Here is a 20326-nt window from a genome sequence, read left to right on the forward strand (position 1 = left end):
ACCCGCCACCAACCGAAAAGAACGTCGCCTCCCGCACGATGTTCCCCTCAGCATCGGAGACAGCAAACTTCATCCCATTCGTGTGCCGCGGCAACACCGTCAACGGATGCAACACCATATCCTCCACCGCATACGGCAACTCCACACCTTGACCGGACGCACCGGCCAGGTTCAGCACACCCGTTTCCGCGATAGCGGCCAACCGAGCCTCCACCTCGTCAGGCAGAATCAGCTCAGGGTGGTACCCCTCCAAGCCCAACAGTGTGGCAGTCATGGTCCCGTGGCCACGACCCGTCGCAGCCAAAGACCCATACAAATCCACGCGCAACGAAGCCACCGAACCCAGGACACCAGCGTCCTTCAGCTCACCGGCGAACACTGCGGCAGCCCGCATGGGCCCCACAGTATGAGAACTCGACGGACCAATACCCACGGAAAAAAGATCGAAAACACCAACAGCCATGGTCGGGATTCCTTAATACAGTTTGAAACGGTCCGGCAGATGGTCCTGCCGGATGGCCTCCCCCGCTTGTGGCGGAGATCGACCGAAGCACGACGCCGGATGGCCCCCAAAGGCGGCAACCCGGCGTCGCAAGTTTTATTCAGTTCTACAATCCCACGCTACGCCTTGTGGGCGCTTACTCGGTGCGTGCGGGAGTTCGGCACATAGGGCCCGAACAGAGCCTAGGAGAGGTCTCCGCCATTCTTGGAGGCGTATTCCTCGGCCGAGAGCAGCGGGCCCTCGGACTCTGCGGCAACCTTGAAGAGCCAGCCTGCACCGTAGGGGTCGTTGTTGATCAGGGCGGGGTCGGATACAACGGCGTCGTTGATCTCCGTGACCTCGCCAGTGACCGGCGAGTACAGGTCCGAGACGGACTTGGTGGACTCAACTTCGCCACAGGTCTCGCCTGCGGTCACCGTGGAGCCAACCTCGGGGAGGTCAACGTACACAATGTCACCCAGTGCGTCGGTGGCAACCTCGGAGATACCAACGGACACCGAGTTCCCTTCGCCGCGGGAAACCCACTCGTGCTCGTCGGAGTACTGAAGTTCGGGCGCTACTTTGGGCATTCTGTTTCCTTTACGTGTGGTGATGAAACCGGGAGTTACTTTTGGCGCTTGTAGAACGGCAGTGCGACAACTTCGAACGGCTCGCTCTTCCCGCGCAGGTCAATGTCCAAGGCGGTACCAAGCTCTGAGTGCTCGACGTCGACATACGCCAACGCTACCGGGTAGCCGAGCGTGGGGCTGGGCTGACCGGAGGTGACTTCACCAACCACTGCGCCGTCCTTGAGGACCGGGTAGTGTCCGCGTCCGGCGCGGCGCCCCAGGCCCTTGAGGCCAACGAGCTTGCGTCCGCTGGTGGAGCCGGCGCCGTCTGCCTTCAAGGCAGCCAGTGCGTCCTTGCCCACAAAGTCGCCTTCCTTGGACAGTGCCACCACGGGACCGAGGCCTGCTGCGAAGGGGTTGCCTTCGCGGGAGAGCTCGTTGCCGTAGAGGGGCATGCCGGCTTCGAGGCGGAGGGAGTCGCGGGAAGCGAGGCCGGCCGGGGTGAGTTCGCCTTCTTCAGCGGCGTCGGCGATGGCCTGCCAGAGTGCGGCTGCGGACTCGTTGGCCACGAAGATCTCGAAGCCGTCTTCGCCGGTGTACCCGGTGCGGGCCAGCAACAGGTCATGCGTACCGCCGTCGAACGTGAACGGGACTTCAACCGCCGCGTAGTACTTGAGTTCAGTGACCAGTGCGTGCTGCTCGGCGGGCACCAGCCGTAGGAGGATCGCTTCGGCCAGCGGCCCCTGAACAGCAATCAGCGAGGTCTCAGCCGAAGCGTCGTCAACAACGACGTCGAACCCGGCGGCGCGTTCCAGCAGTGCAGAAGCGACAACAGTTGCGTTGCCGGCGTTCGGAACCACCAGGAACTTCTCGTCAGCACGACGGTACGTGATGAGGTCATCGATGATGCCGCCGTCTTCCTGGCAGATCAGCGAGTACTTGGCCTTGCCCACGGCCATGGCGGAGATTTTGCCTGCCAGGGCGTAGTCGAGGAATGCTGCGGCCTCGGGGCCGGTGACCCAGACTTCGCCCATGTGGGAGAGGTCGAACAGGCCAGCGGACTTGCGGACGGCGTGGTGCTCAGCCAACTCCGAGGAGTACTTGAGCGGCATCTGCCAGCCTCCGAAGTCCGTGAAGGACGCGCCGAGCTTCTTGTGCTCTTCGTAAAGAGCGGTGTAGTTCTCAGTCATGTCGGGAGTCCTAATTTTCGAAGTCTTCGATCGGCGGGCAGGAGCAGACCAGGTTACGGTCTCCGGCTGCGCCGTCGATGCGGCCGACGGGCGGGAAGTACTTGTCCTGCTTGAGGTGGTGGACCGGGAAGGCGGCCTGCTCGCGCGGGTACGCGCGGTCCCAATCAGAAGTTACGACGGCGGCGGCCGTGTGGGGCGCGCGGCGAAGCGGGGAATCCTGCACGGAGAAATCACCGTGGGCAACTTGGTCGATTTCCTTGCGGATGGTGATCATGGCGTCGATGAAACGGTCGATCTCGGCCAGGTCCTCGGACTCGGTGGGCTCCACCATCAGAGTTCCCGCCACCGGGAAAGCCAGGGTGGGTGCGTGGAAGCCGAAGTCGATGAGGCGCTTGGCCACATCTTCAGCGGTGACGCCGGTCTTGGCCGTCAGTTCGCGGAGGTCCAGGATGCACTCGTGGGCCACGAGTCCACCTTCGCCGGTGTAGAGGACCGGGAAGTGGTCGTTGAGGCGGGATGCGATGTAGTTCGCAGCCAGCAGGGCCGACTTCGTTGCTTCCGTCAGTCCCTGGCCACCCATGAGCTTCACGTAGGCCCAGGAAATCGGCAGGACACCGGCGGAACCGAATCGGGATGCGGAGATCGGGACGTCGTTGCCTTCGGTCCAGGAGGCCGCATCGCCCGGCATGAACGGTGCGAGGTGCGCCTTGGCAGCAACCGGACCAACGCCCGGTCCGCCACCGCCGTGCGGGATGCAGAAGGTCTTGTGCAGGTTCAGGTGTGAAACGTCACCGCCGAACTTGCCCGGCTGTGCAAGGCCAACGAGCGCGTTAAGGTTGGCACCGTCGATGTAGACCTGGCCGCCGGCTTCGTGGATGGCGTCGCAGACTTCGCGGACGTCAGCGTCGTAGACACCGTGGGTGGAGGGGTACGTGATCATGATGGCCGAGAGGGCATCCCGGTGGGCTTCGATCTTGTTCTTGAGGTCAACGTGGTCGATGGTGCCGTCGGGCGCCGTGGCCACAACCACTACCTTCATGCCGGCCAGCACTGCCGAGGCTGCGTTGGTGCCGTGGGCGGAGGCGGGAATGAGGCATACGTTGCGCTGCTCGTCGCCGCGGGACAGGTGGTAACCGCGGATGGCCAGCAGTCCGGCGAGCTCGCCCTGGGAACCAGCGTTGGGCTGAATGGAGACTTGGTCGTAGCCGGTGATCTCGGTCAGCTGCGACTCAAGGTCGGTGATGAGCTCGCGCCAGCCCTCGGTCTGGGAATCCGGGGCGAACGGGTGGATGGACGCAAACTCCGGCCAGGAAATGGCTTCCATTTCAGCTGTGGCGTTGAGCTTCATGGTGCAGGAACCCAGCGGGATCATGGTGCGGTCCAGCGCGAGGTCGCGGTCTGAGAGCTTTCGGATGTAGCGGAGAAGCTGGGTTTCTGAGCGGTGCGTGCTGAACACCGGGTGCTGCATGAAGTCGCTGGTGCGCTCCACAGAGCCCTCAAGCGCGAAGCCTTCAGCGTCTTCGGAAACGGAAGCACCAAAGACCGCCGCGACGTCAGCCACAACCTCGGACGTAGTGGTCTCATCAACCGAGATACCCACCGTGTCAGCGTCTACGCCGCGCAGGTTGATGCCCTTGGCCTCTGCGGCGGCGACGATCTCGGCAGCCTTGCCGGGAACGCGGACAGTGATGGTGTCGAAGAAGGATCCGTGCAGGACCTCGACGCCGGCGGCCTTCAGCGACGCTGCGAGGGTACGGGCGTGGCCGTGCGCGGTTTCAGCGATTGCCTTGAGGCCCTCGGGGCCATGGTAAACGGCGTACATCGAGGCCACGATGGCCAGCAACGCCTGGGCAGTACAGATGTTGGACGTGGCCTTCTCGCGGCGGATGTGCTGCTCGCGGGTCTGCAGCGCCAAGCGGTAGGCGGGGACACCGGCGTCGTCCTTGGAAACGCCCACCAGACGGCCGGGCATGGAACGCTCCAGGCCCTTCTGGACCGCCATGTAGGCGGCGTGCGGGCCGCCGAAGAACAGCGGAACGCCCAGGCGCTGCGCGGAGCCAACGGCGATGTCCGCGCCCTGCTCGCCCGGAGGGGTGATGAGCGTGAGGGAGAGGAGATCGGCAGCGACGGTAACCAGCGCGCCACGCTCCTTGGCTTCCGCAATGACGGCAGAGTGATCGAAGACGCGGCCGGAAACACCGGGCTGCTGGAGCACGACGCCGTTGATGGCACCTTCAGGGAGACCCAGCGAGAGGTCAGCAACCTCGACCTCGAAACCGAGCGCCTCAGCGCGGCCCTTCACAATGGCGATCGTCTGCGGGAGGCAGTCGGAGTCGAGGACAGTCTTGCCGTCCTGGACAGTCTTGTTCTTGTTGGCGCGGCGCATCATGAGGACGGCTTCGGCAACGGCCGTTGCTTCGTCAAGCAAGGAAGCGTTGGCGATCGGCAGGCCAACCAGGTCCTGGACCATGGTCTGGAAGTTCAGGAGAGCCTCAAGACGGCCCTGGGAGATTTCCGGCTGGTACGGAGTGTAGGCGGTGTACCAGGCAGGGGACTCAAGAATGTTGCGGCGGATCACCGGCGGCGTCACGGTGTCGTAGTAGCCCTGGCCGATCATCTGGACGGCGGTCTTGTTCTTGGAGGCGAGCTTGCGCAGCTCGGCCAGAACCTCAACTTCGCTCAGCGCGTTCTGCAGGGTGAGGGCAACGTCCTGGCGGATGTCGTTCGGGACGGCGGTGTCGACCAGCGAATCAACGGTGTCGTAACCGACGGACTTGAGCATGGTCTCGATGTCGGCCTGGCGGCGCGCGCCAATATGCCGATCGACGAAGGTGGTGGAGGCAGAACTAACCGTCACGAAGGAACTCCATTACTTGGGCAGCGTTTGGGTACGCCACAGCGGCTGGGTTCCTCCCCGCTCTGTATTGGACCTGAGAGTTTCCGCGCGTTGCGTGAACAACCTCGCTTGCACCGTCGGTGAGCACAGCACTCTTTCGCCCTGAGGTGGGCTGAGTGCCTGCTGCTTTCCAGAGTTGCCTCGCCGCGGCGGTGCGTGGGCCTGAGAGATTCCTGGGGAGGGTTTGCTCCTACGGCGCCTGCATCACGTGCTTGCAGGACTCTCCCGCCGCAGATCAAAGGCATTTTCAGTTATGTATGGCCCCGATCAGGGCAGGCCACAAGGGTTAATTGTCCTACGTCACGGGCGCCGCCGCAAATGGACGGCCCGCTACTTCCGCAGCCGTTCGAGGACCCCGAGCAGGATTTCGACGTCGGCCTCCCGCCCGGCATTGCCGCCCTCCTGCCCACCTTCAAAAATGGCATTGAAATACAGGCCGTCACCCATATAGCTCACAGCCTTGGCGACCTCCGGGCCGACGTCTTCGGCGAGCACGTCCAGCCATCGCTGTTGAATGGCGGCAAACCTGCGACGCGTTTCCTCATGGGCCACTTCAGCCAACCTGGTGACGGCCACAAAAGCCCGGTCCATGGGCGTGTCCGCCCAGAGCGAGGAGCGGATGAAGTAGGCAGCGGAACCCTCGGGCGACGCCTTCATCAGTTCCGTATCCTCGTCGGCCAGCAGGTCCAGGCGTTCAAGGAGGGCCGTGATCAGCGCTTCCTTATTAGGGAAGTGGTAGAGCAGCCCACCCTTGGATACGCCGGCGCGCTTGGCAACGGCGTCGAGCGTGGCGGCTCGCTCCCCCACCTCGATGAGGAGGGCTTCGAAAGCATCCAGGACGGCGTCCCGGGCAACTGGTTTTCGTGGCATGTGTCCATCATTCCCTAAAGGCTCGCCGGGTTGTATTTGAAACTGTACCGTCTGGACGGTACAGTAAGTGACATGTACTCGCCGTCCTCAACCCCAGCACCCCGTTCCGCTCGTCCCGATGTGGGCCAGGCAGCACCGTGGCGCGATTGGACGGCACTGGCACTCCTGATGTTCCCGGTGCTGCTGGTGGCCGTCGACAACACCGCGCTCACCTTTGCCCTGCCCGAGATCGCCCGCTCCCTGGACGTGGGCGGCGTTCAACTGCTCTGGATTGTTGACGCCTATCCGCTGGTCCTTGCCGCACTGCTCGTCTCCATGGGCAACCTCGGTGACAGAATCGGACGACGGCGGCTGCTGCTGATCGGCAGCACGGGCTTCGCAGCGGTTTCGGCTGCTACAGCATTCGCACCGACCGCTGAATGGCTGATTGCCGGACGCGCGGGCCTTGGTGTCTTCGGCGCCATGCTGATGCCCTCGACACTGTCCCTGATCCGGAACATCTTCACCGATCCCAACCGCCGGCGGCTTGCGATCGCCGTCTGGGCTGCCGGCTTCTCCGGTGGCGCGGCGCTCGGCCCGATCTTCGGCGGCTGGCTGGTGGAACACTTCTGGTGGGGTGCCGTCTTCCTGGTGGCAGCTTTCCTGCTCCTGCCGCTCCTCGCCTTTGGCCGGGTCCTGATTCCCGAATCCAAGGACGCCAATCCTGGCCGGGTTGATGTGCCCAGCATTGTCCTGTCCGTGGTCACCATGGCACCGTTTGTCTACGGCATCAAGGAATTCGCAGTTCACGGCTTCGGAGCATCGGCTGCAGCTTTCATGGGCTTCGGCATGGTGATGGGCATCCTGTTCGTTCGCCGCCAGCAGCGGATCGAGAACCCCATGCTGGACGTTGCTTTGTTCAAGAACAAGGTGTTCAGCACCGCAATCGTGGCCAACGTGCTGTCCTTGTTCTCCATGACTGGCTTCATTTACTTCTTCGCCCAGCACCTGCAGCTGGTTGAGGGACAGTCGCCCATGGAAGCAGGCATCGCCATGATTCCTGCCCTCCTGGCAACGGTCATCGCGGGCCTGCTTGTGGTGCCGCTGGTCAAGCGTGTCCGGCCCGGTTTCGTCGTCGCTGCAGGCCTGACGCTCAGCGCTGTCGGTTACTTGATTGTGGTGGTGGGCGACCACGGCAGCGGACCCGTATTCCTACTGTCGGCGCTGACCGTTCTCGCCGTTGGCGTTGGTGCTGCCGAGACCATCTCCAACGACCTCATCCTTGCCTCAGTACCTGCCGACAAGTCCGGCGCGGCCTCGGCCATTTCCGAGACCGGCTATGAACTGGGTTCGCTCCTGGGAACGGCCGTGCTCGGCTCGATCCTCACGGCTTCCTACCAGCACAACCTCATCATTCCGGACGGCGTCTCCTCGCAAGCCGCTGGGAAGTCCGGGGAAACCCTCGCCGGTGCTGTTGATGCGGCAGCTGCACTCCCGGCCCCGTTGTCGGAAGCGCTGACAGTCGCCGCCCGGACAGCTTTCGAATCCGGTGTCCACATCACTGCGGCGATTGGGCTGGTACTGATGGCCGGCGCGGCAGTGCTCGCCGCCGTCGTGCTCCGGCGTGTGCCGAAGGCGCAGTAGGTAAACGCTGTGCCGTTGCGGGGCCCGCTTTGCGTGATTCTGCCGGGATTTAGCACGCAAACCGGGCCTCACAAAACTTCGGTCGGCGCCGCTTTTTCGTCGACTCCGGCGGTCAGTTCGTCGATTCTGTCGAGGGCGTCGCTGAGCCGGGTCACCGTATTCCAAAGCTCTGGATGCTGTTCCCTGACTTCCTGGAGCGTGGCGCCGGCGGAGGTCAGGGACGCAAGGTCGAAGCTCACGTTGGTTCGGGCTCCAGCTATGGCTGCGCGGAGGGCTCCAAAGCCCACAACGACATCGGCGATCAGCGCCGGATTCCCGTTCGAAGCGAGCCAGCCGAGGTCTTCGATGGCGTTGATGGCGCGCTCCCCCAGGACGGCTGAAGCCTTGGCAGCATCGACGGAGGCCTGATGAATCGCGGCGTCACGTTCCGGACCGGCGTCGAGGCGGAAGGCGGCGCCGAAAGCGTTGGAGGCGGACGCGTCGTCGTCGGCCAATTGAAGCGCAGTTTGGCGGAGCGCATGGGCCCGGGAGTTAATGCCACCGAGCTGTTCACGCTGGGCGTCTTCCGCATCGGTGTATCCGGCCACCATGGACGTCAGCGAGGCCGCGATGGAGAGCATGACGCCGGTCCCGGCACCGCCGCCCGGCGAACCGGTGGATTCCGCCAAGGCCTTGGTCCACTCCTCCACGGTGGATTGCTGGGTGGTGACTGGTTCTGAATCTTTCATGCCATCCAGTGTGCCGGGGCTTCCCAGCCTTTGCAGCTTTGGGCTGGATACACTGGCCAGACCTAGGCGTCGAACGAAAAAGGGCAGACTCATGACCATTGACCTCGAAAAGCTCTACAAGGACCTGCACTCCCATCCCGAACTGTCCTTCCAGGAGACCCGAACCGCCGGGATCGCCGCGGGTTATCTCGAAGACCTCGGGTTCACGGTTCACCGCAACATCGGAAAGACCGGGGTTGTTGGTGTTCTGGATAACGGACCCGGACCTGTGGTGATGCTCAGGGCAGACATGGATGCGTTGCCGGTCAAGGAAGCAACGGGGTTGGACTATGCGAGCACGGCTGTGGGTGTTGATCATGAGGGAAAGGACATGCCGGTCATGCACGCTTGCGGCCATGACGTGCACGTGAGCTGCCTTGTTGGCGCGGTGGAGGTCCTGGCCGCGCAGCGTGATGAATGGCAAGGAACCCTGATAGCCCTCTTCCAGCCGGCAGAAGAATGGGGCGGCGGGGCAGAAACCATGGTTGCCGATGGGTTGTATGACGTGGTGCCGAAACCCGACGTCGTCCTCGGTCAACACGTGGCCCCTTTCCCCGCAGGATGGTTCGGCATGCGTCCCGGCGTCACCATGGCGTCCGCTGATTCCCTCAACATCACTTTGCATGGACGAGGGGGCCACGGATCGCGTCCGGAGACCACTATTGATCCGGTATTGATGGCTGCTGCAACCACTGTCAGGTTGCAGGGCATCGTCTCGCGTGAACTCGCAGCCAGTGACTCCGCGGTGGTAACCGTTGGGCAGATTCACTCAGGGACCAAGAACAACATCATCCCGGAAACGGCAACCCTGGGCCTCAGCGTCCGCACCTTCAGTGATGCCACCAGGGACAAAATCCTCGGTTCCATTGAACGCATTGCCAAGGCGGAAGCCACAGCTTCAGGTGCTCCCAAAGAAGCGGAAGTTCACTACGAAGAACGGTTCCCGCTGACAGTCAACGACGAAGCTGCCACCGGGAAGGTGTCAGCAGCGTTCAAGGCAAAGTTTGGCGAAGCTCAGATTATCGACCCCGGACCGGTGTCCGGAAGCGAGGACGTAGGCGTTTTGGCCAAGGCTGCCGATGCTCCGCTGGTGTTCTGGTTCCTGGGTGGCGCCGAGCCTTCCTTGTTCAAGGAGTTCGCCTCAACAGGTCGCCTTCCCGAGGACATTCCGTCGAATCACTCGCCATACTTTGCGCCGGTTATCCAACCAACGCTGACACGAGGAACGGAAGCCCTGGTGACAGCTGCCCGGGAGTTCCTCGCCACTACGTCCTAGGGTTTAGCCGGCCGCCCTGCCGGCAAAGTGAAGGCGCTGCGAGCGCAGCGCCTTCACTTATTTGTTCGAGCAGGTCCAGCTTCCTTGACCGTGCCAGTGAATGCCTAGACTTTCTCGCGGATGCGGTTCATCGTCGGTTCGGAAACCTCGGATTCCCTGCGACGGCGGGCCAGGAAAGTCCACAACGTTCCTTCCGTCCGTTGACGGCTCTCCGCCGGGACCCCTCCCTTCTCTGCGTCAGGCTTTGCATCTGACGTGTGCGTCTCGGGCTTGCGCGCGGAGTCCTTCTTCGTGCGCCGCTCGAAGTCGTCGTAGTACGCGTAGCACATACGCAACCTCCTTAAACGGCTGTTCCTTAATCGTCCTCTGACCGGGCCCGCACGTCGATGGTTTTGTGCTTTGTGATCGACTGGATCACTGTGCGGCGTGGCTGCATCCGGCCTAGTGGGAGAGAGCTGCCTGGTGCGCTTCCCGCACAGCCGAATGAGTCTCCTCCATCATGAGATCGGCATTAATGGCAGCGCCCGCCATGACTCCTGACGCTGCGGACGCCATGACTTGCCCCATGAGATCCGCGACGTTTCCCGCAGCCCAGACACCTGGCACCGAGGTGGCGCCGCCCATGGGGTTCACTTCCACGTGGCTTCCTACGCCCATGGGGTGCTCAACCGATGGGACTCCCAAAGACTCGAGCATAGTGGACCGGGCCTCCAAGCGCGGTCCGGTCACCACAGCTTCCAAGGGGATCACTTTGCCCGCAGCCAGGACAACTCCGCTCAACGCGTCGTCAGTGACTTCCAGTGCTTGGACCTTGCCGTCCACCACGGTGATGGATCGGGCAGCAAGTTGTTCCCATTCTTCTTCCGTCGGCTCCACAACGTCATTGAGGAAAAGCGTGATGTTGGGGCTCCATTGACGGAACAGCAGTGTTTGGTGCAAAGCCATCGGCCCTGAACCCAGAATTCCAATCGCCTTGTTCCGGACCTCCCAGCCATGGCAGTAGGGACAGTGCAGGACATCGCGGCCCCACCGTTCCCGGATGCCCTCAACGTCCGGGAGGACATCCGTTAAACCTGTGGTGACCAGCAAGCGGCGGGCACCTACGGTCCGGCCGTCCGCCAACTCCACCTCAAAGGCGGGTTTCGCTCCTGTGGTGAGGTCCGCCGTCGAACGTGCCGCAACGGCTACGCCCTCCACGACGTTCGCCCCGTAGTGCCGGGCTTCGGTCCGCCCCAGTTCCAGCAATTCCCTCGGGTCGATTCCGTCCCGGGAGAGGAAGCCGTGAACCCCGGCGGCGGGCGCGTTCCGGGGCTCGCCGGCGTCGATGACGAGGACGGACCGCAAGGCCCTGCCCAGGGTCACGGCGGCACTTAACCCAGCCGCGCCACCTCCCACCACTACGACGTCGTACTCTCCAGCCATCTCACGCTCTGTTACTTCTTCGCTCACTGTGCCTCCAGGCGTATCCAGCGGCCCTTCGCCGCTCCTTCCATGGTTGGCCTCGGCTGATCTATTCAGCAAGGAAGTTTGCCAATATGGCAAACTGTGAGTCATGACTACCGATTTCAGCACCATGCTCGACGCCGTAGGCCCTCGCCTGCGTGCCATGCGGACACAGCGCAACGTGACCCTCGCGGAAGCTTCGGAAGGGACGGGCATTTCCGTCAGCACGCTTTCCAGGCTGGAATCGGGCCAACGCAAGCCAACACTTGAGCTTCTCCTCCCCATAGCGAGGCTGCATCAAGTCCCCCTCGAAGAATTGATTGATGCCCCGCAAACCGGTGATCCGCGCATTCACCTCAAGCCGCACGTTCACGAGTGGGGAACCGCGCTTCCCCTGACTCGACGCCCCGGCGGAATCCAGGCGTTCAAAATGGTCCTGAAGAGTGGCACGGGCAAAGAGATTCCCACACCTCAGTCGCACGAAGGCTATGACTGGATGTACATCCTCAATGGGAAGCTGCGCCTGGTTTTGGGCGAGAACGATTTCATTCTCAAACCAGGCGAGGTGGCGGAATTCGATACCAGAACTCCGCACTGGTTTGCCAGCGCCACGTCAGAGCCCGTGGAGCTCCTTACCCTGTTCGGCCAGCAAGGCGAACGCCTTCACGTGCGGGCGCGACCCAAGCGATAAGCAGGGCGCCCCCGGGACTAGGAGGCAAGCCATTCCCGAGCATTTCGGCGGGAAGCTGTCGGCTCGATACCCAGCTCAGGGCGGTTGATCTCCGCCCACACCTCATCAAGGGACAAGCCAAGGACGTCAGCAATCGCGGCCACCGTGGGGAATGCCGGAGTAGCCACCCTGCCCGACTCGATCTTCCGGAGCGTTTCCGGGGAGACCCGGGCATCAAGGGCGATCTCGAGCATCGGGCGTTCACCCCGGGCGCGACGCAAGAGCGCACCGAGACGCTGTCCACGCTCGGCCTCTGCGGGTGTTAGCGGCAACCTGACCATGGAACCAATTGTAATACCGGGATAATATGGCCGGGATAGTTATTGGTCATACATGAGAAAGGTGCTCCATGATTGAGATCCTGAGCCCCACCGAACTGGACCGGGCAAAAGAGGCAGGCACACTGGTCGCCAACATCCTGCATACGCTGAAGAACCGCGCCACGGTTGGCACCAACCTGCTGGACATCGACCGTTGGGCCAAGTCCATGATCCTCGAAGCCGGGGCCGTCTCCTGTTACGTCGACTACGCGCCGTCCTTTGGCCGCGGACCGTTCGGCCACTACATCTGCACGGGCGTCAACGACGCCGTCCTCCACGGACTGCCCCGGAACTACGCACTGGCCGACGGCGATTTGCTGACACTCGATCTCGCCGTCACCAAGGATGGAATCGCCGCCGACTCAGCGATCAGCTTCATTGTGGGTGAATCCAAGCCGTCGGAAAGCGTTGCGATGATTGACGCCACCGAACGCGCCCTGCGAGCCGGGATTGCGGCTGCCCGGCCAGGCGCCCGCATCGGAGACATCTCCTATGCCATCGGTTCGGTCCTCAGTGATGCCGGATACCCCGTCAACACCGAGTTCGGTGGCCACGGCATCGGGTCAACCATGCATCAGGATCCCCACGTTCCCAACATGGGACGGCCCGGCCGCGGATACAAACTCCGTCCCGGCTTGCTGCTCGCTTTGGAACCCTGGGTGATGGCAGACACCGCACAATTGGTCACAGACGCCGACGGCTGGACGCTCCGAAGTGTGACCGGATGCCGCACAGCGCACAGCGAGCACACCATCGCCATCACCGACGGTGAAGCCGAGATCCTCACTCTGCCGACGCTGACTCTCTAGACGAAGGCGGCCCGGCAGCGGGAACTTCGCATCAGCCCGCCGCGCACTGGGGTGAGGTGATTTGCCTGCTCTCATCCGGACACCCGGCATCGCGTATTGAGGGCCAATGCTGCTTAAGGGCCAATGCCGCGGCAACGTTGGTTGTTCCGCAATAATGCTCGCCGGTCGGTTCGAAAGAACCATCAACCAATGAAAACGGCGGAGCCCACGCACCGTTTATCGGACAGTCCCGCCTGACGTTCTGGTTGAGCTGTGTCCGGGTAGTGGTGGGGCTTTGGATTGGTAGGTGTGTCCGGTGGGTGTGCTGATGTTCAGGGTGTGAGTTGTTGCGGGCAGGGTTTCCGCGGGCAGGGGTGTGGCGGTCCAGCCGGGGTTTTCTTTGGTGTGGTTGCACGCTTCGCAGAGTCCTGCGCCATTGTCCAGAGTCGTGGTTCCGCCTAAGTGCCAGGGCACGATGTGGTCGATGTGCCGGATGGGCGCGTCGCAGTACGGCGTCCGGCAGGTATGGTCCCGGGCTTGGATGAATCGCCGGTGTCGGTGCGGGAAGAGCCGGGCTTTGGCGTCCATGGCCAAAAGTTCCCCGCTCCCGGGTGCGGTGTAGAGCCGCCGGACCCAGACCGTGAAGTCCTGATCATCCTCCGGCACCGGCCCATTGTTCTTCGGATCCGGTTCGGCGAAGTTACGGAGGGTGAACGACTGATCAACGTCAGGCCGCTGTTCGCTACGGTTCCCTGCCCGGCCCGTTTCCTGCTGCCTGGCCCACGGACCTGCCCGATCTTGGCCGGCCCATTGCGTCCGGTCCGTCATGACGAGTTGGAGTTCAACCCCGGCAACCCCGCCGGGTGTGCCGGTGAGGCGTTCAGCCAGGGTGTCGGCCATGACCTGGCCACGGCCCCGGGAATCCCCACTGGAACGGGCAGCATCAGCAGCACGGGTCAACGCCGCATAGGCCGCGACGCCTTGGGCGACCGGCAGCAGCGCGGTCAGATACGTCATGGTGTCCGGCGCCGGGCGCAGACTCACGGTCCGTTCCGTGGCGGCGTGGCTGGCCCGCTGCGCCACCGAGCGCGGATCACGCCGGTACGCGGCCGCTTTCACGGCAGCGACCAGGGCCCGGTCACCGAAACCGTCGAAAGTCCCGGCATCCGGGGCGAGTTCGGCATCCACCGCGGCCCGGTCCTCCACAGCCAAACACGCTGTTTCCTTCACCAGCAGCGTCGCGCGCCACTCGTTGAGCTGGCCCTTGTTCAACGCCGCCAGGGTGCGCGGCATCTCCGTCACTAGGGCCTTGGCCAAGCCCAACAACCTCGATCCCCGATTCGGTGATTCCCGCCGCGCCAACGCCACCTGCGCCCCCACACCCTTGCCACGCTCCGCCGCAGGCACCCCAGCCTCGGCCTGCTCAGCCCGCTGCGCCAAATCAAACGCCACAGCAATCTGCGCCTGCAAACCAGAGATGGCCGACTTCATCTCCTCCAACACCCGCAACTGACCAATCAAATCACCACTGATAGTGCCGGCCTGATCCACCCCTTGAGACAAAGCAGGACGAGGCACAGCAGACAACGCCGTCTTCGCCTGCCATTCCCGGATCTGCTTCATGTCCCAACTCTCGCAGGGGGCACAGACATTTTAGACCCTCCGCCCAACCCAGTGACCGAGCCACCCCCGGGACCAGACACCGGCGCGCTGTTTTGCCGGTCAAGGCCAATTTTCTCGAGCAGAACTCCTGCGCTAATACGCCATGCCGGGCGCAGTAGGGCGAAGGAATCGAACAACGGCGGGAACACGCCTCCCCGGGACCAGACACCAGTCATGAATGAAAGTCCTCCGGTTCGCACCTTGCGCTTTGGGAGTGACTCCCGTCATACTAAATGAACGCTATTCATTTAGTGATTGTCATCTCACCGGAGTACATGCCGCCATGATTGAAACCACCCGCCTCGAAGTCCCCCGTTCCCGGACGCGCATCGAGCCCTCCACACGTACCCCCGTCATCATCGAAGTCCCCTGCAGCCTCAACAACCCCATGGACGGGAAAGCCCTCCGCGCCCTCGCCGATGCCTACCCGGGCCGACGCGTGGTCGGTGTTGACGCACGCGACCTCTTCGCACGCGGCGGCGGCATCCACCGCATGACACAGCAACAGCCTTCGGCCATCTAGAAAGGGCCTCACATGAGCCAGACAATCCACCGCAGCGGCAGTGACGCTGCTACGTCGCACGACATCAGCGGCAAGGGACTGAAGACGGGGCAGTTGGGGCTCCTCGCCGTCGTCGTTCTTGGCATTTCAACCATCGCCCCGGCATACACGCTGACGGGTGCCCTTGGCCCCACGGTCAACGAAGTCGGGCTGCAACTGCCGGTGATCTTCCTGATCGGCTTCATCCCGATGATCCTGGTGTCGCTCGCCTACAGGGAACTCAACGCAGATTCCCCGGACAGCGGCACCACGTTTACGTGGGTCACCAAAGCGTTCGGCCCGTGGGTGGGTTGGATGGGCGGCTGGGGCCTGCTCGCCGCCAACATCATCGTCCTGTCCAACCTGGCTGGCGTCGCGGTCGACTTCTTCTACCTTTTCCTGGCGCAGGCAACGGGATCACCAGAGCTCGCCGACCTCGCCTCCAACAAGCTACTGAACGTCGCCACGTGCTTCGTCTTTGTGGCGTTGGCGGTCTGGATCAGCTACCGCGGCCTGCACACCACCAAGATTGTGCAGTATGGATTGGTGGGCTTCCAACTGCTGGTCCTGGGGCTTTTCGTGGTCATGGCATTCGCCAACTGGTCCACGTCCGAGACCGCTGTTCCCTTCAGCTGGGACTGGTTCGACGTCACCAAGATCGAAACCTTCGGCCAGATCGCGGCCGGCATCTCGTTGTCGATCTTCGTCTACTGGGGCTGGGATGTCTGCCTGACCGTGAACGAGGAAACCGCCAACGGCAAGAAGACCGCCGGACTTGCCGGCACACTCACAGCCGTCATCGTCCTGGGCATCTACCTGGTGGTCACCATCGCCACCATGATGTTTGCAGGGGTGGGTGACACAGGAATCGGCTTGAACAACGAGGAAAACCACGCCAACGTCTTCACCGCACTCGCATCACCGGTGATGGGCCCGTTCGCAATCCTCATGTCCCTCGCCGTGCTCTCCAGCTCCGCGGCCTCCCTTCAGTCCACCTTCACGTCGCCGTCACGAAGCTTGCTGGCCATGGCGCACTACGGCGCCCTGCCGGAACGCTTCAGCCACATGAGCAAGAAGTTCTCGACGCCGGGTTTCGCCACCATTGCGGCCGGCGTCCTGTCCGCGGGCTTCTACGCGGTGATGCACGTGATCAGCGAGAACGTCCTGAACGACACCATCCTGGCCTTGGGCTTGATGATCTGCTTCTACTACGGGCTCACGGCCATCGCCTGCGTCTGGTACTTCCGGAACAGCGTGTTCGCCAGTGGCCGGAACTTCTTCCTGCGGCTCGTATGCCCGTTGTTCGGTGGCGTAGGCCTGTTCGTGGTGTTCCTGCAGACTGCAGTGGACAGCTGGGCCCCGGAGTTTGGCAGTGGCTCGGAGATCTTCGGAGTGGGACTGGTATTCGTCCTCGGCATCGGCATCCTGGTATTGGGCGCCGTGGTCATGTTGATCATGTCCCGCGTCCGGCCCGGGTTCTTCCGCGGCGAGACCCTCCGGAAGGATACCCCGGCTTTGGTGGTGCCTGAATAGGCCTCCCTCGGGATAGCTAGCGATTATCGAAAACGCTGAAAAGCGGCCAGTTCACCCGGAAAGTTCCGGCGAACTGGCCGCTTTCGTATGTTCTTGGCGACCCTGCGGCTTCAATCACCAGCGATGGGCGACGTCCACTACCAGACGGGAGCCGCCGTCGGGCCCGTCCAAGGTGAAGACCCTGAACGGAAGCCGGGCACGCACACCCAACCCAATGCTCGTGGTGCCCTCAAAGCTCCCGGCATAAACCACTTGGCGGAAGGTCTGGTAGCCGGAGACGTTGGAGAGCTCCGCTTTGGCTGCGGGAAGGTAGGTGGGCTCGCTGTACTGGTTATACGACGGCGCCGTCACCACCACTTGCAGGTCCGCGTCACCGATCACCGGGATGGGGTAGCCGGTGGCATCCTGGATGACTACCGGCACATAACGCACGGAATAGCCGGCCACTTTGCCCGTCATATCGATCACCAGGCGGTCGAAACACGGCTGTTGGCCGGTGCGGACGTTGGTGACGTTTGCGGAACTCATATCGGGGTCGGCCTTGGCCAACGAACCCCAGGAAATTCCGCAGTAGGTTGCTGCCGAGGCTGGCCCCGGCGCCGCAAGACCGAGCCCGGCGGCAACCATGACCGCCGCCAGACCCGCTCCAATTTTCCTCATTTTTTGTGCCCCCTTCAGGCGAAGTTGATACTTCAACAGTAGGAGGGCAGAAGCCGCTCTGGGCCGGTCGTGGCCGCTTCGGCGCATAACCGTTAAAGGGGCAACAAGGTGATCACGGGAGGGTCGCCAAAGACCGCATTTACGGCCGACGCAGGCAGTTTTCAGAGTCTTCGCACCCATGTTCGTGATCGAAGATAACGAGACCCGGGCGTTATCTATCCTTCGCAGTCCTTGCAGAACTTGAGGCCGTTCTTTTCGAGCGCAATCTGGGACCGGTGGCGGACCAGGAAACAGGAGCCACAGGTGAATTCATCCGACTGCTCCGGGACAACGATGACGGTCAGTTCTTCACCGGAAAGATCAGCACCGGGAAGGTCGATTCCTTCGGCAGTATCGTTTTCTTCGACATCGATGACTGCAGTCTGTGCAGCGTTGCCACGGGATGCCTGAAGAGCCTCAAGAGATTCAGCCGGAGAGTCTTCTTCGGTCTTGCGCGGGGCGTCGTAATCAGTAGCCATTGAGGGTTCGCTTTCGTTGCTGCATAGTGCCTATTCCGGCACCTCAGTGAAGCAGTTTAGGGCATAGTACCCGCGTTCAACGAATAGTGTGCCCAACGCAACATTCAGCAGCTTTTCGCGCGTTCTCTATGGTTCTGGATGCACCCTGGCAGTGTGCGATTGGATGGCCTGGGCGCCGGCTACCGTCACGCCGCTCAGCGCGGGCAGCCACGCCAGACGGTGCTCTTCCCCGGCCTCTATTTCAGTGCAGTCCAGGACGTAGGCGGCCTCGATCCAGGCCCCCAGGGTGGTGCCGATTCGGGTTGCCAGCGAGGCCAGTGAAGCGATCATGCGGCAACCGTATCCAGCCCTGATGTGGAGGCGGTTTCGGCTGCGTCACCGGCGTGTTAACTGTCAGTCCTGCAGCGCTTGCTCCACGATGTACTCCGCGATGGCCATCGACGACGTCGCCCCCGGCGATGGCGCGTTGCGTACCAAAACCGTGTCCCGGCGTCGTGCAATCACAAAGTCGTCCACCAGCGAGCCATCACTGTTCATGGCCTGTGCGCGAACGCCACGGGTGCCAGGCAGGATGCTGGCGCCTCCCAAGGACGGGACAAAGCGCATCGCCTCGCGGATGAATTTCTTCCGGCTCACCACGGTCTGGAATTCCCGGACCGCCGACGGCACATTCTGCCGGGCAAAATTCCAGAAACCCGGAAAGAGCGCGTAGTTGGCAACATCGCGCATCTTCACCTCGTTCCAGGCATAGGATTCGCGACCGAAGGCGATGAACGCATTGGGGCCAAGCATCATTTCGCCGTCGATCCGCTTGGTGAGGTGGACACCGAGGAACGGGTGTTTGGGGTCCGGCACGGGATAGATCAAGCCCTTCACCTGGTGGCGGGCTTCCGGGCCCACCAAGTAGTACTGGCCGAAGAACGGGACGATTTTCGGGGTCGCCGGCTCGCCGGTCGCCTCAGCCAGACGATCAGACTGGAGCCCCGCGCACGCCACCACCAGGTCATAGTGCTCCCCGCCGTCTTTGGTGGTCACCACTACCCCACTGGGCTGCTGCTCCAGCGCCACAACTTCCTGCCCCAGCCGGATGGTCCCGCCCATGGCTCGAACGTCATCGGCCAGCGCCTCGGTGATCGCCGTGTAGTCGACGATCGCCGTTTCCGGCGAGTGCAAGGCAGAAAGTCCGACGGCGTTCGGCTCCACCTCGCGTATCTGCCCGCCGCTCAGCATCCGCACTCCGGGGACACCGTTGGCTGTGGCCCGGGCGAAGATGGTGTCCAAACGGGTGGATTCCTCCGGTGTTTGGGCGATCACCAATTTACCGCAGGCCTCATAGGGAAGGTTCTTCGTGGCACAGAATTCCTGCAGCAACTCCACGCCCCTGCGGCACAGCCTTGCCTTCAGCCCGCCGGGCTCGTAGTAGAGGCCTGCATGGACCACGCCCGAGTTGTGGCCGGTCTGGTGTGCCGCCAGCCGGTTTTCCTTCTCGTAAATGGTGACCTGGACGCCGTCGAGTGTGGTGGCGAGCTCCCTGGCCACCGCAACACCGATGATCCCACCGCCCACCACGGCGCAATGCCTGATGGTTCTCTTGCGTGGAGGGTTGGGCATGGCACTCCTCGTCCTTTGGGCTCGGTCCGCGTCAGTCACAGCATGTCATGACCGCTGTGGCGGAACGGTGAAGGGGGACAAAGAGGGTACGAAAAAGGGCGGCTCACGAGATGCCGCCCTTTTCGTTGGAGCAAATTACATAGTGCTTGGCTGACTATGCAGTCGGCTGGTCAAAACGCTGGCCGGCCGGGTTGGACGGCAGAAGCGAGAGCACCAAGACGACGATCGGCACAATAACGAGCAATGCCAGCCAGCCACTGAGGTTGGCGTCGTGGAGACGGCGAACCAGCAGGGACAGGGATGGAATGAGAACTGCCAGGTAGAAGACGAAGATCAGGATCAGGCCCACTACAGCACCCGGACCAGGAACGGTTCCGCTGCTGGTTGCGGTAGCCCCGGCTGCGCCGAGAATGCCGGTGAGGATCTGCAGGACGAAGCCCACAACACCCAGAACCAGTGCCACCCACCAGTATTCACTGCGGCTGGCGCGGCCGCTGAACGCGGTGTACTTCTTGAAGAAACGCTTGACGGCGGCACCGATCGGAGCGCCGTAGTAAGGAGCCCACAGCGGCGGTTCGCCGGCCTGTGCGGCGTAGGGCTGGGTCTGCTGCGGTTGTTGCGGGTAAGTGCTCATTGGTATATCCCCCGGGGTTAGGTGTGAGTCGTTACGATGCGTTCGTACTCAGGTGATGAGTCGTGCCTATCGTAATGCCCCGGAGCCGAATTAGGCAGTTCGATGGAGGAAATTAACCCGGATTTAGCTTGGTAACGGAATGTGTCCGCCGGTAGCTGCCTCTCAGATGCGGCATCACCCCACAGTAAAGACATCGATTTCCACTGAGCCTGGC

20 protein-coding genes, 1 pseudogene and 1 riboswitch are annotated in these 20326 nt (G+C 62.7%); of the genes and pseudogenes, 6 read left to right on the top strand and 15 right to left on the bottom strand.

What is annotated here, in order from left to right; translation table 11 throughout:
• The 5 genes from RQH14_RS20050 to RQH14_RS20070 all read right to left on the bottom strand — a co-directional run.
• Nucleotides 1-463, bottom strand: a 463-nt coding sequence (locus tag RQH14_RS20050) for a serine dehydratase beta chain (protein ID WP_311214885.1), incomplete at its 3' end; no start/stop codon positions are given.
• Nucleotides 464-684: 221 nt separating this feature from the next.
• A complete protein-coding gene (gene gcvH, locus RQH14_RS20055) occupies nucleotides 685-1071 on the bottom strand; it encodes a glycine cleavage system protein GcvH (RefSeq protein WP_311214886.1) in 387 nt (128 codons plus the stop codon).
• A 35-nt stretch (nucleotides 1072-1106) separates the two neighbouring features.
• A complete protein-coding gene (gcvT, locus tag RQH14_RS20060; RefSeq protein WP_311214887.1) occupies nucleotides 1107-2240 on the bottom strand; it encodes a glycine cleavage system aminomethyltransferase GcvT in 1134 nt (377 codons plus the stop codon).
• 10 nt (nucleotides 2241-2250) lie between these two features.
• Nucleotides 2251-5097: an aminomethyl-transferring glycine dehydrogenase gene (gene gcvP / locus RQH14_RS20065; protein ID WP_311214888.1), complete on the bottom strand. Its 2847-nt coding sequence runs from the start codon at nucleotides 5095-5097 to the stop codon at nucleotides 2251-2253.
• A gap of 179 nt (nucleotides 5098-5276) precedes the next feature.
• A riboswitch (glycine riboswitch) is annotated at nucleotides 5277-5374 on the bottom strand.
• A 92-nt stretch (nucleotides 5375-5466) separates the two neighbouring features.
• Nucleotides 5467-6006: a TetR/AcrR family transcriptional regulator gene (locus tag RQH14_RS20070; RefSeq protein WP_311214889.1), complete on the bottom strand. Its 540-nt coding sequence runs from the start codon at nucleotides 6004-6006 to the stop codon at nucleotides 5467-5469.
• A 72-nt stretch (nucleotides 6007-6078) separates the two neighbouring features.
• On the opposite strand from RQH14_RS20070, the gene RQH14_RS20075 reads away from it, so the two are divergent.
• A complete protein-coding gene (locus RQH14_RS20075) occupies nucleotides 6079-7629 on the top strand; it encodes an MFS transporter (RefSeq protein WP_311214890.1) in 1551 nt (516 codons plus the stop codon).
• Nucleotides 7630-7697: 68 nt separating this feature from the next.
• Here RQH14_RS20075 and RQH14_RS20080 read toward each other — a convergent pair whose 3' ends face one another.
• A complete protein-coding gene (locus RQH14_RS20080) occupies nucleotides 7698-8357 on the bottom strand; it encodes a cyclodeaminase/cyclohydrolase family protein (protein WP_311214891.1) in 660 nt (219 codons plus the stop codon).
• 91 nt (nucleotides 8358-8448) lie between these two features.
• Here RQH14_RS20080 and RQH14_RS20085 point away from each other — a divergent pair, with 91 nt between their 5' ends.
• Nucleotides 8449-9672 (top strand): amidohydrolase, encoded by a 1224-nt coding sequence (locus tag RQH14_RS20085; protein ID WP_311214892.1) that lies wholly within the window; start codon nucleotides 8449-8451, stop codon nucleotides 9670-9672.
• A 104-nt stretch (nucleotides 9673-9776) separates the two neighbouring features.
• On the opposite strand, the gene RQH14_RS20090 is transcribed toward RQH14_RS20085, so the two are convergent.
• Nucleotides 9777-10001, bottom strand: a complete 225-nt coding sequence (locus RQH14_RS20090; protein ID WP_311214893.1) for a hypothetical protein — start codon at nucleotides 9999-10001, stop codon at nucleotides 9777-9779.
• A 112-nt stretch (nucleotides 10002-10113) separates the two neighbouring features.
• Nucleotides 10114-11094: an NAD(P)/FAD-dependent oxidoreductase gene (locus RQH14_RS20095; RefSeq protein WP_311214953.1), complete on the bottom strand. Its 981-nt coding sequence runs from the start codon at nucleotides 11092-11094 to the stop codon at nucleotides 10114-10116.
• Nucleotides 11095-11224: 130 nt separating this feature from the next.
• Between RQH14_RS20095 and RQH14_RS20100 the strand changes: the two genes are divergently transcribed.
• Nucleotides 11225-11806 (top strand): XRE family transcriptional regulator, encoded by a 582-nt coding sequence (locus RQH14_RS20100; RefSeq protein WP_311214894.1) that lies wholly within the window; start codon nucleotides 11225-11227, stop codon nucleotides 11804-11806.
• 17 nt (nucleotides 11807-11823) lie between these two features.
• On the opposite strand, the gene RQH14_RS20105 is transcribed toward RQH14_RS20100, so the two are convergent.
• Complete coding sequence (locus RQH14_RS20105) at nucleotides 11824-12126, bottom strand: helix-turn-helix transcriptional regulator (protein WP_311214895.1); 303 nt, start codon at nucleotides 12124-12126, stop codon at nucleotides 11824-11826.
• 68 nt (nucleotides 12127-12194) lie between these two features.
• Here RQH14_RS20105 and map point away from each other — a divergent pair, with 68 nt between their 5' ends.
• The gene (gene map / locus RQH14_RS20110) at nucleotides 12195-12974 is read left to right on the top strand and encodes a type I methionyl aminopeptidase (protein WP_311214896.1); all 780 of its coding nucleotides are present in this window, start codon (nucleotides 12195-12197) and stop codon (nucleotides 12972-12974) included.
• A 216-nt stretch (nucleotides 12975-13190) separates the two neighbouring features.
• Here the strand turns inward: map and RQH14_RS20115 are convergent, their stop codons facing one another.
• Nucleotides 13191-14576, bottom strand: coding sequence for an HNH endonuclease (locus tag RQH14_RS20115; protein WP_311214897.1), 1386 nt, complete (start codon nucleotides 14574-14576; stop codon nucleotides 13191-13193).
• A gap of 415 nt (nucleotides 14577-14991) precedes the next feature.
• On the opposite strand from RQH14_RS20115, the pseudogene RQH14_RS20120 reads away from it, so the two are divergent.
• Together RQH14_RS20120 and RQH14_RS20125 are read left to right on the top strand one after the other, a co-directional pair.
• Nucleotides 14992-15138: pseudogene (locus RQH14_RS20120) on the top strand (agmatine deiminase family protein); the annotation flags it as partial.
• Nucleotides 15139-15150: 12 nt separating this feature from the next.
• Nucleotides 15151-16689, top strand: a complete 1539-nt coding sequence (locus RQH14_RS20125) for an APC family permease (RefSeq protein ID WP_311214898.1) — start codon at nucleotides 15151-15153, stop codon at nucleotides 16687-16689.
• A gap of 114 nt (nucleotides 16690-16803) precedes the next feature.
• On the opposite strand, the gene RQH14_RS20130 is transcribed toward RQH14_RS20125, so the two are convergent.
• The 5 genes from RQH14_RS20130 to RQH14_RS20150 all read right to left on the bottom strand — a co-directional run bounded on the left by RQH14_RS20130 (nucleotide 16804) and on the right by RQH14_RS20150 (nucleotide 20112).
• A complete protein-coding gene (locus RQH14_RS20130) occupies nucleotides 16804-17349 on the bottom strand; it encodes a hypothetical protein (RefSeq protein ID WP_311214899.1) in 546 nt (181 codons plus the stop codon).
• 215 nt (nucleotides 17350-17564) lie between these two features.
• Nucleotides 17565-17867: a DUF4193 domain-containing protein gene (locus RQH14_RS20135; RefSeq protein ID WP_207596486.1), complete on the bottom strand. Its 303-nt coding sequence runs from the start codon at nucleotides 17865-17867 to the stop codon at nucleotides 17565-17567.
• 126 nt (nucleotides 17868-17993) lie between these two features.
• The gene (locus tag RQH14_RS20140) at nucleotides 17994-18197 is read right to left on the bottom strand and encodes a hypothetical protein (protein WP_311214900.1); all 204 of its coding nucleotides are present in this window, start codon (nucleotides 18195-18197) and stop codon (nucleotides 17994-17996) included.
• A 63-nt stretch (nucleotides 18198-18260) separates the two neighbouring features.
• A complete protein-coding gene (lhgO, locus tag RQH14_RS20145; RefSeq protein WP_311214901.1) occupies nucleotides 18261-19478 on the bottom strand; it encodes an L-2-hydroxyglutarate oxidase in 1218 nt (405 codons plus the stop codon).
• A gap of 154 nt (nucleotides 19479-19632) precedes the next feature.
• A complete protein-coding gene (locus RQH14_RS20150) occupies nucleotides 19633-20112 on the bottom strand; it encodes a DUF805 domain-containing protein (RefSeq protein ID WP_311214902.1) in 480 nt (159 codons plus the stop codon).
• Nucleotides 20113-20326 lie beyond the last annotated feature (214 nt).

Origin of the sequence: Arthrobacter sp. WCS2018Hpa-7 (genome assembly GCF_031843805.1) — a bacterium.
GTDB lineage: Bacteria > Actinomycetota > Actinomycetes > Actinomycetales > Micrococcaceae > Arthrobacter.

Bases quoted from the DNA above. Each gene is read 5' to 3' on its own strand.
- gcvH (WP_311214886.1), bottom strand. From the start codon at position 1,071: ATGCCCAAAGTAGCGCCCGAACTTCAGTACTCCGACGAGCACGAGTGG.
- gcvT (WP_311214887.1), bottom strand. From the start codon at position 2,240: ATGACTGAGAACTACACCGCTCTTTACGAAGAGCACAAGAAGCTCGGC.
- RQH14_RS20070 (WP_311214889.1), bottom strand. From the start codon at position 6,006: ATGCCACGAAAACCAGTTGCCCGGGACGCCGTCCTGGATGCTTTCGAA.
- RQH14_RS20075 (WP_311214890.1), top strand. From the start codon at position 6,079: ATGTACTCGCCGTCCTCAACCCCAGCACCCCGTTCCGCTCGTCCCGAT.
- RQH14_RS20080 (WP_311214891.1), bottom strand. From the start codon at position 8,357: ATGAAAGATTCAGAACCAGTCACCACCCAGCAATCCACCGTGGAGGAG.
- RQH14_RS20085 (WP_311214892.1), top strand. From the start codon at position 8,449: ATGACCATTGACCTCGAAAAGCTCTACAAGGACCTGCACTCCCATCCC.
- RQH14_RS20090 (WP_311214893.1), bottom strand. From the start codon at position 10,001: ATGTGCTACGCGTACTACGACGACTTCGAGCGGCGCACGAAGAAGGAC.
- RQH14_RS20095 (WP_311214953.1), bottom strand. From the start codon at position 11,094: ATGGCTGGAGAGTACGACGTCGTAGTGGTGGGAGGTGGCGCGGCTGGG.
- RQH14_RS20100 (WP_311214894.1), top strand. From the start codon at position 11,225: ATGACTACCGATTTCAGCACCATGCTCGACGCCGTAGGCCCTCGCCTG.
- RQH14_RS20105 (WP_311214895.1), bottom strand. From the start codon at position 12,126: ATGGTCAGGTTGCCGCTAACACCCGCAGAGGCCGAGCGTGGACAGCGT.
- map (WP_311214896.1), top strand. From the start codon at position 12,195: ATGATTGAGATCCTGAGCCCCACCGAACTGGACCGGGCAAAAGAGGCA.
- RQH14_RS20115 (WP_311214897.1), bottom strand. From the start codon at position 14,576: ATGAAGCAGATCCGGGAATGGCAGGCGAAGACGGCGTTGTCTGCTGTG.
- RQH14_RS20125 (WP_311214898.1), top strand. From the start codon at position 15,151: ATGAGCCAGACAATCCACCGCAGCGGCAGTGACGCTGCTACGTCGCAC.
- RQH14_RS20130 (WP_311214899.1), bottom strand. From the start codon at position 17,349: ATGAGGAAAATTGGAGCGGGTCTGGCGGCGGTCATGGTTGCCGCCGGG.
- RQH14_RS20135 (WP_207596486.1), bottom strand. From the start codon at position 17,867: ATGGCTACTGATTACGACGCCCCGCGCAAGACCGAAGAAGACTCTCCG.
- RQH14_RS20140 (WP_311214900.1), bottom strand. From the start codon at position 18,197: ATGATCGCTTCACTGGCCTCGCTGGCAACCCGAATCGGCACCACCCTG.
- lhgO (WP_311214901.1), bottom strand. From the start codon at position 19,478: ATGCCCAACCCTCCACGCAAGAGAACCATCAGGCATTGCGCCGTGGTG.
- RQH14_RS20150 (WP_311214902.1), bottom strand. From the start codon at position 20,112: ATGAGCACTTACCCGCAACAACCGCAGCAGACCCAGCCCTACGCCGCA.